This is a genomic window from Synechococcus sp. H60.2, from assembly GCF_047462315.1.
Lineage (GTDB): Bacteria > Cyanobacteriota > Cyanobacteriia > Thermostichales > Thermostichaceae > Thermostichus.
The window spans coordinates 1-10,740 of sequence record NZ_JANSIZ010000077.1 but is presented as its reverse complement, the minus strand read 5'-3'; the positions used below and the strand labels follow the sequence as shown (position 1 = coordinate 10,740).

At 59.9% G+C, this 10,740-nt stretch carries 9 protein-coding genes; 4 read left to right on the top strand and 5 right to left on the bottom strand.

Annotation, left to right across the window (positions count from 1 at the left end; translation table 11 throughout):
- Positions 1-267: 267 nt before the first annotated feature.
- The 3 genes from NW845_RS10980 to NW845_RS10970 all read right to left on the bottom strand — a co-directional run bounded on the left by NW845_RS10980 (position 268) and on the right by NW845_RS10970 (position 3,428).
- Positions 268-867, bottom strand: coding sequence for a superoxide dismutase (locus NW845_RS10980; protein ID WP_414365685.1), 600 nt, complete (start codon positions 865-867; stop codon positions 268-270).
- 156 nt (positions 868-1,023) lie between these two features.
- Positions 1,024-1,404, bottom strand: a complete 381-nt coding sequence (locus tag NW845_RS10975) for a hypothetical protein (protein WP_414378532.1) — start codon at positions 1,402-1,404, stop codon at positions 1,024-1,026.
- Positions 1,401-3,428, bottom strand: coding sequence for a transglycosylase domain-containing protein (locus NW845_RS10970; protein ID WP_414365684.1), 2,028 nt, complete (start codon positions 3,426-3,428; stop codon positions 1,401-1,403). The genes NW845_RS10975 and NW845_RS10970 overlap by 4 nt, the downstream gene beginning before the upstream one ends.
- 638 nt (positions 3,429-4,066) lie before the next feature.
- On the opposite strand from NW845_RS10970, the gene csaB reads away from it, so the two are divergent.
- The 3 genes from csaB to NW845_RS10955 all read left to right on the top strand — a co-directional run bounded on the left by csaB (position 4,067) and on the right by NW845_RS10955 (position 6,876).
- Entirely contained in the window at positions 4,067-5,227 is a 1,161-nt protein-coding gene (gene csaB, locus NW845_RS10965; protein WP_414378530.1) for a polysaccharide pyruvyl transferase CsaB, read from the top strand.
- A gap of 170 nt (positions 5,228-5,397) precedes the next feature.
- Entirely contained in the window at positions 5,398-5,982 is a 585-nt protein-coding gene (locus tag NW845_RS10960; protein WP_414362192.1) for a type II CAAX prenyl endopeptidase Rce1 family protein, read from the top strand.
- A 69-nt stretch (positions 5,983-6,051) separates the two neighbouring features.
- Positions 6,052-6,876 carry an alpha/beta hydrolase gene (locus NW845_RS10955; protein ID WP_414378528.1) on the top strand — a complete coding sequence of 275 codons (825 nt, stop codon included), beginning with the start codon at positions 6,052-6,054 and terminating at the stop codon, positions 6,874-6,876.
- Between the two features lie 76 nt (positions 6,877-6,952).
- Here NW845_RS10955 and NW845_RS10950 read toward each other — a convergent pair whose 3' ends face one another.
- The gene (locus NW845_RS10950) at positions 6,953-8,011 is read right to left on the bottom strand and encodes a hypothetical protein (protein WP_414378526.1); all 1,059 of its coding nucleotides are present in this window, start codon (positions 8,009-8,011) and stop codon (positions 6,953-6,955) included.
- A 289-nt stretch (positions 8,012-8,300) separates the two neighbouring features.
- Between NW845_RS10950 and NW845_RS10945 the strand changes: the two genes are divergently transcribed.
- Positions 8,301-8,951 (top strand): peroxiredoxin, encoded by a 651-nt coding sequence (locus tag NW845_RS10945; RefSeq protein WP_414378525.1) that lies wholly within the window; start codon positions 8,301-8,303, stop codon positions 8,949-8,951.
- Between the two features lie 887 nt (positions 8,952-9,838).
- Here the strand turns inward: NW845_RS10945 and scpB are convergent.
- Entirely contained in the window at positions 9,839-10,396 is a 558-nt protein-coding gene (scpB, locus tag NW845_RS10940; RefSeq protein WP_414365678.1) for an SMC-Scp complex subunit ScpB, read from the bottom strand.
- Positions 10,397-10,740: the final 344 nt, after the last annotated feature.

The following is a 10,740-nucleotide window of genomic DNA, read 5'->3' as shown; positions in this document are numbered from 1 at the left end:
CCCATTCTCAGCACCCCCCTGCCGCCCCAGCCGGTCAATCGCCCCCTCCTTGCCCCCATCAACCGGGCCGCTCCTCCTGCTGCTGCCTTTCCCACCCCTGCCCAAAACCCTACGCCCAGCTTCCTACAACGCCTGCGCGAAGAGCGGGAACGCTTGGGGAAGGACTAAGCCGAAAAAAAGGGGATCCCTGAGGATCCCCTGGCAAAGAGCTGGGCAAGGCTAGTCCTCGATGGGATCCCCCGTCAGAGGATCCCAGAAGAGGGGCAGTCAGGCGGCTGCCAGCCGGGCATTGGCGGCATCCCAGTTGACCAGGTGTTCCAGGTAGGCGCTGATGAAGTCGGGCCGTCGGTTTTGGTAGTCCAGGTAGTAGGCGTGCTCCCACACATCCAGGGTGAGCAAGGGCACTTGGCCGTGCACCAGCGGGTTTTCGGCGTTGGGGGTTTTGGTGACCTTGAGAGTGCCGTTGTCCAGCACCAGCCAAGCCCAGCCGCTGCCAAACTGGGTGGCCGCCGCCGTTTTGAAGGCCTCGACAAACTTGTCGTAGCCGCCCAGGTCGGCGTTGATCTTGTCGGCGATGGGCCCTGTCGGCGTGCCGCCCCCACCCGGCTTCATGGATTCCCAGAAGAAGGTGTGGTTCCAGACTTGGGCAGCATTGTTGAAGATGCCCACCTTGTCGGGATCCCCAAACGTGGTCTTGATAATTTCTTCCAGGGACTTATTGGCCAGATCGGTGCCTTCAATCAGCTTGTTCAGGTTGGCCACGTAGGCGGCGTGGTGCTTGCCGTGGTGGTAGGAGAAGGTTTCCGCCGACATATAGGGCTGGAGGGCGTCGGCAGGGTAGGGCAGAGCTGGGAGTTCAAAAGCCATAGTCGTCTGTCCTCTGTGTCTTGTGCAAGGAATGCAAGAAAGAACGCGGCCAAGGCTAAGGATAAACCAGACAAAGGCGTTACCTTTCTTTGCAGTCTTAGTGTAACTCAGAACGATTACGCTTTGGGATCCCCTGGGCCCTTCGATGACCGGGGGCTAACGGGATCCCTGCTGCAGCAGCTCGATCAGCAGGGGAGCGACATCCCGCAGCAGCGGGATCAAAACCGCTGTGATGGCGGCAATGGTAACTACATTGCGGGTGAAGCTGAGGGTGTCGCGGCTGAGCTGGAAAAACCGCTCGTCCCAGCGTTTGACCTCGGCTTCCAGACGTTCTTCTGCCTTAGCGACGCGCTCCTCAGCGTTGGCGATGCGTTCCTCAGCTCTGGCGATGCGCTCTTCGGCCTTGGCAATGCGCTCTTCGGTGCCGGCAATGGTCTGCAGCAGCTCTTGGTTTTGCCGGGCCAGTTGGGCGATGGCCTGGGCATTGGCCTCGATGGTGCGCTCAATGCGCGCCAGCCGCTCCTCGCTATTGCTCATGGCCGGGGAGGGGAAAATTGCTGAGGGCTAGGGAAGTCTTGGGGTGGGATCCCTTGCAGGGCCTCGGTCATGAAGCGCTTCCAGGTGGGGGCGACAAAGGCGCCCCCTGCCGTGCCAGGCAGCATGGGGGAGTTATTGTCGTTGCCAATCCAAATGGCGGTGGACAGTTGCGGCACATAGCCGATAAACCAGGCATCGCGAAAGTCGGAGGTGGTGCCGGTTTTGCCTGCTACCGGTCGCCCATCGTCCAGACGGGCTGCCGTCCCGGTGCCTTGGGTCACTACCCCCTTGAGGATTTGGTTGAGGGCAGCCACTGCCCAGGGATCCAAAACCCGCTCTGGCTTCGGCCGGGCCTCGAAGAGGATTTGGCCGTTGCGATCCACCACCTGGGCCAAGAGAGTTGGCTCCACCCGGTAGCCGCCATTGGCAAACACCGCATAGCTGGCCGCCATCTCCAGGGGGCTGATGCTGGCCGAGCCCAGGGCCGTGGCCAGGTTGGGGAACATCTCGGCGCTGATGCCCGTGGCCTGGGCCGCTGCAATGACGTTGCGGATCCCAACCTCATCCGCCAGCTTGACGGTGGGCACGTTGCGGGAGAGCTCCAAGGCGCGGGCAAAGGTGAGGGGGCCGTAAAAGGTGTTGTCGTAGTTTTTGGGGCTGTAGGGGGGTGAGCCGGGATAGGTGACCGGGGTGTCTTCCAGGATGCTGTTGGGCCCGTAGCGGCCGGTAGCCAGGGCCGCGTAGTACACGTAGGGCTTAAAGGTGGATCCCGTTTGGCGAAAGGCTTGGGTGGCGCGATTAAATTGGCCCCGCTGGGCGTTGATGCCGCCCACAAGGGCCTTGACATAGCCGGTACGGGGATCCACTGCCGCCAGGGCCATCTGGTCGGCTCGGCGAGCGGCTGCAATGCGGGGCCCATCTTCGTTGACAATGCGCTCTGCCAGGCGTTGCAGCCGCAGGTCGATGGTGGCCTGCACCCGCAGCCCCCCCTGGAGAATTGCCTGCTCGCCATAGCGACGCCGCAGCTCGGCTTCGATGACGTCGGTGACCGCCGGGGCATTGCTCTGGAAGGAGGTGATGCGGCCCAGGGTCAATTCTTGCTCGCGGGCTGCCTGGGCTTCTTCTGGGGTAATCCACTTCAGCTCCACCAGGCGATCCAGCACTAGCCGCTGTCGTCGCTTGGCTCCCTCCAGGTTACGGAAGGGGCTGAGGGTTTCTGGAGCCGGCAGGATCCCGGCCAACATCGCCGCTTCCGCCAAGTTCAGTTCTGCCGCATCTTTGTTGAAGTAGCTGCGGGCCGCCGCCTGGATGCCGTAGAGGTTGTGCCCCCAGTACACCTGGTTGAGGTACATCTCCAGGATTTCGTCTTTGGTGAAGACCTGCTCCAGCCGCACCGCCAGCACAATCTCGGCCACCTTGCGGCTGAGGGTGCGCTCCGGCCTCAAAAACAAGTTCTTCACCAGTTGCATCGTCAGGGTGGAGCCGCCCCCGGCAGAGCCCAAGCCCCCCTCAACACTGCCCAGAAGGGCCCGGCCCAAGCTGACGGGGTTGATGCCGGGGTGGGTGTAGAAGTGGCTATCTTCAATGGCCAGCAGGGCCTTTTTCATCTCCGGCGAGACCTCTTCCAGTGAGATCACCTCCCGGTTGGCTTCCCCGTGCAGGCTGGCAATTGGCTCGCCGCGAATATCGACAATGTGAGTAGTGGCCACCGGCACGTAGTCCCGCAGTTGGTGTACATCCGGCAGGTTGCGAAAGCTGATGGCCAACCCCATCAAGCCGGCAGCCGTCGCTGTAGAGCCCAAGAGCAGCGATCCCAGCAACAGATTGCCCACCGTGGCAGCAGCCTGAGTCATCCAGGAGGGGCGGGTGGGTGGGTCAGCGCTGGCATATTCGTCATACCCCAAGCGGGGAAAGGGGCGGCTGTAAGGATGCCGCGAAGCCGAATGCCTAGCCCAGCGGGCCAATGGTCTGCGACCGTAGGTCACGTCAAAAACCCCGTCACGTCGGCGTTGCGGAGCAACCAAAAATCTTACTCATTATAGAGCGGTGCTTCTCGGCCTGGCAGGGAGATCCCTCCCACCTCTAGGTGAGCCAAATCCGGGTGAGCGTGGGGGGTTTCCGAGTGCTTTGCCTGCTGGCTGCTGGGATCCCCAGTTCCCCACCAGCCTGGATCTCGACAGGCTGTTTCGCATGTCAGACTGCTACCTGCACCTCTATCACCGCTATCTCGCCCAAGGAGGGCAGCAAGATTGTCAGCGACCTGCGAAAAACTCAGTTAGAACTGCTTACCAGACTTTATCTGCAAAGGGGATCCCTGTCCCACCGCCTTGAGATCTTGCGCCTGCGAGAACACGAAACTGCGGCAAGGAGAGGAAGTATCTGGAGTGTTTCCACATTCCTTCGCGCAAGCCGGCCATAGGCCTTGGAGTTGGGGTTACGGCGTCCCCTGCGATAGAAACCTCATGCTCTGGGCAGCTTGGCAAGCGGGAGCAATCCCATAAGCTGAGAAAGACCCCTTAGCACAGTGCTGCGCGGAAGCAAGCTCTAGCCGTGGGCAGAACATCAAGGAAGACCTGTCCGAGACCATCGGCTGCAAGGGAGATGTCTGCGCCAGCAGCGCTCTGGATCCCGGAAGAAAGCTGTAGGCTGGACTAGGTTCTCGATGCAACGGGCCGAGTTCGACCGAACCTTGACTTCTACCGATTGGGGATCCCGGCGCAGCTTGCCTGAGCAAATCGGCTCCAGGCAGGGGCCACAGGTTTTGATCTGTGGCTACTATGGCTACGGCAATGCCGGCGACGAGGCGTTGTTGCTGGCTCTACTGCAGCAGCTGCGGCAGTTGCCCAACCCTGTACAGCCGGTGGTGCTCTCTCCTCGCCCTGCGGAAACGGCTGCCACCTATGGGGTGCTGGCCTGTCCGCGCTTTGACGGCTGGGCTTTGCGGCGCTATCTGGGGCAGTCTCAAGCTTTCATCTGGGGTGGGGGCAGCCTGCTGCAGGATCGCACCAGTTGGCGCAGCCCACTTTACTACCTGGGTCTAATGCTCTGGGCCCAGCGGCGGGGGCTGAAAACTTTGGCCTGGGCCCAGGGGATCGGCCCCTTGCAGCGGGGCTGGATCCGCGAGCTGGCCCGCCGGTCTCTAGCAGGTTGTACGGCCATCAGTGTGCGCGACGCCGTTGCCTCCCAATGGCTGCGAGACTGGGGGATCCCCCATCAGGTGGCCCCAGATCCGGTTTGGGGCCTGCCCGCCAAAACCCTGCCGGAGTGGGAAAGATGGCCTCAGCCCCGCATTGCCGTGGTCTTGCGGCAGCATCCCCAGCTCACTCCAGCGCGACTTGAGACTTTGGCGGAAGGCTTGAGGCGCCTCCAGGTCTCGACGGGGGCCTATCTCCTTTTGCTGCCCTTCCAACTGGCTCCTCCTGGCTCCCTTGACCTTGGCCCAGACTACCGCCTAGCGCAACAGCTGCAACAGCGCCTGCCCGGCCCCAGCCAGGTGTTGGAGATTCGGGATCCCTGTCTTTTAAAGGGGGTCTTCCGGGGGGTGAGATTGGCAATCGTTATGCGCTACCACGGCTTGGTGATGGCGGCGGCTGAGGGTTGCGCCTGCTTTGGCCTCAGCTACGATCCCAAGGTAAAAACGCTACTCGGGGAATTGGGCATGCCCGGCTGGGATCTCGAGGCGATCCCAGAGGATCCCGAAGCTTTGCACCGGGCTTGGCTGGCTTGCTATGCCGACGGGCCGGCCCTCAGCCCTGACCAAGTGGCTGTTTGGGTGGAGCGATCGGCCCAGCACGCCCAGTTGCTGAGGCAGCACTTGCCTTAAAGGAGAGGGGGGATCCCAAGCTCCTACCCCCTTGACCGAGACAAGGGCGGCGCAAACCCCGCTCTCTAGGGCTGGGGAGAGCATCAACTGAGAGTCTTCCCCGCTGCCAGTGTGGATTCGGGCAGCCGTTCTTGTCGGAATTCGCCCTACGCTGGGAATAGGCTCCTCCCATGAGTGCCAAGATGCAACCCTGTACCCGCCAACAGATCCTGATCGGGATGGGCCTGACCAGCCTGATCCTGGCCCTCATCGCCGGCCTCTGGATCTGGCTGGGATCCCTCCGCGTGCCCTTCCGTTGGGATCCGCTGGCCGTCGCCTGGGGAGCGGCGCTGGGGCTGGGGGTGGCGCTGCTCAGCGGCGGGGCTTACTGGCTTTGGCCGGCCTATCGCCGGGCGGCTTCCGCCTACTTACACCTGGTGGCGGATCCCTTGCAATGGGGAGACGTCTTCTGGGTGGGGGTGCTACCGGGGTGGAGCGAGGAGTGGCTGTTTCGCGGCGTGCTGATGACAGCCCTGGTGGCCAGCCCCTTGGGGTGGACGGGCGGGATCCTCCTGAGCGGGCTCTTGTTTGGGGTTTTACACTGGCTAGAGTGGCAGGGTTGGCCCTATGCCGTCTGGGCCAGTGCGGTGGGCATCCTCCTAGGGATGGGCGTGTGGCTGTCGGGAAACCTGTTGGTAACCATCGTCGCCCACACTTTGGTTAACTGGATTGGAGTTTGCCTTTGGAAAGGTTCTGCCCTGCTAGCCAAATCCTAAGGCGCCCAACGTCGCTGCCCAATCCCTCTCTCCTAGAGGGAGAGGGGCCGGGGGTGAGGGGAAGGAGCAATGAGTAAGCCCTTTCTGGGACTGCGGCTGGGGCCATCCTTGCTGCTCATTGGCCTGGGGGTGTACGGCTACCTGCTCTGGCTGGGCTGGTTTCAATCGGAGCGGCTGATCTTTTTGCCCCGCCCCGCCAGCTACCAGGATGGGGAGGCCATTCTCAAACTCACCACCGCCGATGGCCTGCAGATTTCAGCGGTCTACCTGCCCAATCCCGCAGCCACCTATACCCTCCTCTACAGCCACGGCAACGCCGAGGACCTAGGAGATATCCTGCCGCGCCTGAGGAAGCTGCAGCAGGGGGGGTTTGCCGTCTTGGCCTACGACTACCGCGGCTACGGCACCAGCGAAGGGATCCCTTCCGAGGCCGGTGCCTACAAAGACATTGAAGCGGCCTACGCTTACCTACGAGATCAGGGGATCCCGCCGGGGCGGATTTTGCTTTACGGACGCTCGGTGGGAGGTGGGCCCTCAGTTTACCTAGCAGCCCAAAAGCCGGTGGGGGGCCTGATCCTAGAATCCACCTTTGTAACCGCTTTTCGCGTCTTGACCCGCATCCCGCTGCTGCCTTTTGACCGCTTCGACAACCTCAGCCGCATTGCCCAGATCAATTGCCCGCTGCTGATTTTGCACGGCACTCAGGATCGCTTGATCCCCTTCTGGCATGCCGAAGCCCTTTACCAAGCAGCACGGGATCCCAAGCGTTTGGTGCCCATCGAGGGAGCCGATCACAACAACTTGCTCCAGGTGGCCGGGGAACGCTACCTGCCCATTCTGCACCAATTTGTGACCGAGCTGGTGGAGCCCACCCCTTTCCTGGACACTCCGTAGATCCCAGCAGGTTTGAAGAGCGATAGCCCAACAGCCTGTCCTGCTCTAAAGATAGAGTGGACAAGCGTGAGGATTTTCAAGTGACTTTTTGACCCATCAATTCTTGCAACAGCTTCTGCGCCGTTCCCATATAGCGCAGCACGTCGGGATGATGGCTCCAGATCGGGTCGCTCTCGGGGAAAACCTCCAGCGAGAACATGCCCTGCACGGCTCGCAGATAAGTCAGGAGGAAAGTGTAGCTAGCCGGGCTGAGACGAGAGTGCAAAGCCTTATCCAACAGCTCCAGCATCTGCCGCACCAGTTTCCACTCCACCTTCAGAGGGGGGTACAGCATCACGCAAAGGGGAAACAGCTCCTGCTGCACAGCCACCACGCTGCCTTCCAAGGCACAGACGCCCAGGTACACCTGGAACATCTCCACATCGCGGATGCTGGAAATCCGCACCTCCAGATTCGTCAAGGGGCCGCTTTCGCAGCGATAGTCCGGGAAACGCTGAGCCACTTCGGCACAGATAAATTCCGCCACACTGGTTACGATGGGCAACAGTTCCTGAACAGCCAGCAAAGAGGCAGAAGAAGCGTTGTCGCTGGCGTGGACAGCGGCACCCTCGTACATCCTCTGCAGGGGCATGTACAGGTGGTCGTCCATGACCTTCAAGTAGGGGTGGAAGAGGCTGCGCTCCTGAGGGGATAGAGCTTGCAAGACCATCTGCCCCGTGTAGTGGAATTGCATGCTTAAAAAGCCCAGCACCCGCGGATCCCGTTCGCTGTAGCGGGCCCGCAGGCTGCCACAGAACGGTGCAATCTTTACTGAAAAGCGCACTGGCGAGAGGCCCTCCCCACAACTTTCCGCTGCCTTTTCAAATAACTCGCGGGAGTCCTCGGCAATTTGCCAGGGATCGATCAAGTCCGGATCCAGCCGCTGCCTCGGGATTTCGGCAGCCAAGAGCCGCTCCGTTTTTGCCCAGGCCTGGGAGCTGGCAAAGCGCAGGGATCCCTTCACCTTGTCGGCTAATTGGGTACCCGGCAGCTCGCCCAAGGCCGCCTGTGCCCGCAGCTTGTCTACATATTTTTGGGCCCACAGGGTGGCCAGGCTGTAAGGTGTAACTGCCTCTAGGCTTTCCATCGATCCCATGACCTCAGCAGAGGAGCTAGATTCTGTTGTCTACTGTCTACAATACCCCTAGCACGCCGCCGTTGCAGCCTGTAAGGAAACTACAGAATGTTAAGACTGCCCACAACAATTGTTCACATTAGGAAAGGGCTTCTCACCTTGCGGGCAAGTTGGCGATGATCTTAAAATCTCCTAAAATCCGCTCGGAAAAGTGGAGTTTTTGTGGCAAAATGGACAGCAGACGGATCGAGCGCAAGGATCCGGATCCTGACCTCACCGGACTGAACCCTTTACTGAGGAGAAAGAGTGTATGTCTCTCCGACTTGGCGATACGGCTCCCAATTTTACGCAAAAGTCCACCCACGGCGAAATCGACTTCTATTCCTGGGCCGGGGATAGCTGGGTAGTGTTGTTTTCGCACCCCGCTGACTACACGCCGGTCTGCACCACCGAGCTGGGTACTGTTGCCAAGCTGATGCCTGAGTTCGAGAAGCGAGGGGTGAAGGTGCTGGCCCTCAGCGTGGACGATGTGGACTCCCACGTCGGCTGGGTGAAAGACATCGAGGAAACTCAGAATGCCCGGGTGACTTATCCCATCTTGGCAGACGTTGACCGCAAGGTCTCCCAGCTCTACGGCATGCTGGATCAGACCAACCTCAATCAAGAAGGACTGCCTTTGACGGTGCGCTCAGTGTTCGTTATTGATCCCAACAAGAAAATCCGCCTTATCCTCACCTATCCAGCCAGCACGGGGCGCAACTTCGACGAGCTGCTGCGGGCAATCGATGCTCTGGAGTTGACAGATAAGTACAACGTCGTCACCCCCGCCGACTGGAAAGATGGCGACGATGTCATTATTCCACCTTCGCTGAAAGATCCGGAAGTGCTCAAAGAAAAGTTCCCGAAAGGCTACAAGGAAATTAAGCCCTACCTGCGAGTCACCCCTCAGCCCAACAAGTAAGAGTCCCAGCAACCTAGCTGATGTTGGCTCAGGAGAAGGGCTCCCTTCTCCGCTGAAGCCGTGACTCCTTGATCTGGATCCCCGGTGAGGGGATCCTTAACTTTGTGGTCATTTCAAACCCGCTTAAGACAGTTAGTGCTCCGCACCGCTGATGCAAGCGCACAAAACCACGCTACGGACACACCAGCGCCCCGGCCTGTTTCACCACCCAGTCTCTACGCTGCCTCAGAAACCTGGGGTTTTCCACTACAGTACCGTCGGTTGCTTCGTAGAAGCATGTCAGCCCCAACTCAATACCGACAACCTTACCCGTAGGTGGAAGTTCTTCCTGCGGGTCAACGTCGATGCAAAACTGAGCGTCGTAGCCATCGGCTCTCCGCACTACCCTGATTTGCTTAATCTGCGAAATGCCGTAAAACCATGGGTCAGAAGCTTCCAGCCGCAGAAAGGTTCCAGCCTTAAAACTGTTGGGGAAGGTGAGATGCTTCCCGTCTTGTGAGAGTTCCCACCCTGTCGTCTTGTATTCGACCGAGCGGCAGTGCTTCTGGAACTTGGGAAAGCCCTTCTTCCCTGGTTTCTTGGCTTGGCAGTTGTCATAGAAACGCTGGATGGCCGACTAAGCCCGCTCTGCGCTAGCTTGCCTTGCCATTGCGTTGAGCTGAGCTGCTCACTCATATTCTTTGGCCAGCACAGCAGAGAGTTTAGAGAGGTCGTACCGGCCAGCTCCTTGGTTATCCATTCAGTAGCGCAGGCATTTGTTGCGAATAAACTGAGGGGTCTAAACTACCACGAACAAAGATGCAAGTGTAGAGAACGCCTTGGCCGGTTTTGTTTTCTAGAGGATTGGTAAACTCGCCGGTATAGACTGGACTTGTTTGCCGCGCCTTTCATCTCGACGCTGACCTTGCAGCTAGAGCGCAAGCTTTCCCGTCTTGCAAGGTAAAGTAGCGATGGAACTTATCCGTCACCCGCAACCAGGGGGAGCGGCTGCCTTCTTTGCGATAGCGGGTCACAAAGCCCTTTTCCACCAGCTCTGCCACATGTTGGTAAGCACCCTGACCGCGTAACTCCACCAAGTCAGCTTGCGAGAGGGGGCCACGTAGAACGATAGTCGCCAAGGTACGGGTGGCGCCCACCCCGATTTCAGGGGGCAAGAGCTGGTTGGCCAGCTCCAAAAAAGGCTCGCGCAACCGTAGAGCAAACCCCTCCTCCACCTGCAGCACCTCTAGGGCGGAGTCGCGGTGGGCGTAGTCTTCCATCAGCTCCAACAGCGCATCGTAGGCCTCGTCGCGGCTGCACTGGGCCAACTGGGCCAGTGTCGATAGGGCCAACGGCTGCCCCTTCAAGTAGAGGATTGCCTCGATCTGATTTTTTAGGGCTAGGAGACGCCCCCCCTCCATCTCTGAACCGGGGTTCAAAACCGACTTGGAACGACGCGAGGGCATAGCGCCAAGGGATCCGCTAACCTGTCCCGTAGCATAGCAGCAGTTGCAAACTGAGGGATCCCTTTACGAGCTTTCTGAGCCAAGGCAAGAGCCACTATGGTGACGTACTCCCGCCCTCAAGCTGACGCATCGAGTGCGGGTTTCATGGCTTACACCACGCTGCGCGAACAGGGACTCCTGTTATGGCACAGGACGTTTCCTGAGCTTTAGCGCTCTGCGCCGCTCACACGAACAGAACGGGACGCCCCACCGCCCTGTATTTGATTACGAATGAACTACCCCACCGCGCAGGCGGGTGGGGTTTCCTCACCCGCTTGACAGCAGAGCTTTTGTCTCTTCTTCTG

Excerpts from the sequence above, each read along its gene's own strand:
- NW845_RS10980 (WP_414365685.1), bottom strand. The coding sequence starts at position 867 with ATGGCTTTTGAACTCCCAGCTCTGCCCTACCCTGCCGACGCCCTCCAG.
- NW845_RS10975 (WP_414378532.1), bottom strand. The coding sequence starts at position 1,404 with ATGAGCAATAGCGAGGAGCGGCTGGCGCGCATTGAGCGCACCATCGAG.
- csaB (WP_414378530.1), top strand. The coding sequence starts at position 4,067 with ATGCAACGGGCCGAGTTCGACCGAACCTTGACTTCTACCGATTGGGGA.
- NW845_RS10960 (WP_414362192.1), top strand. The coding sequence starts at position 5,398 with ATGAGTGCCAAGATGCAACCCTGTACCCGCCAACAGATCCTGATCGGG.
- NW845_RS10955 (WP_414378528.1), top strand. The coding sequence starts at position 6,052 with ATGAGTAAGCCCTTTCTGGGACTGCGGCTGGGGCCATCCTTGCTGCTC.
- NW845_RS10950 (WP_414378526.1), bottom strand. The coding sequence starts at position 8,011 with ATGGGATCGATGGAAAGCCTAGAGGCAGTTACACCTTACAGCCTGGCC.
- NW845_RS10945 (WP_414378525.1), top strand. The coding sequence starts at position 8,301 with ATGTCTCTCCGACTTGGCGATACGGCTCCCAATTTTACGCAAAAGTCC.
- scpB (WP_414365678.1), bottom strand. The coding sequence starts at position 10,396 with ATGCCCTCGCGTCGTTCCAAGTCGGTTTTGAACCCCGGTTCAGAGATG.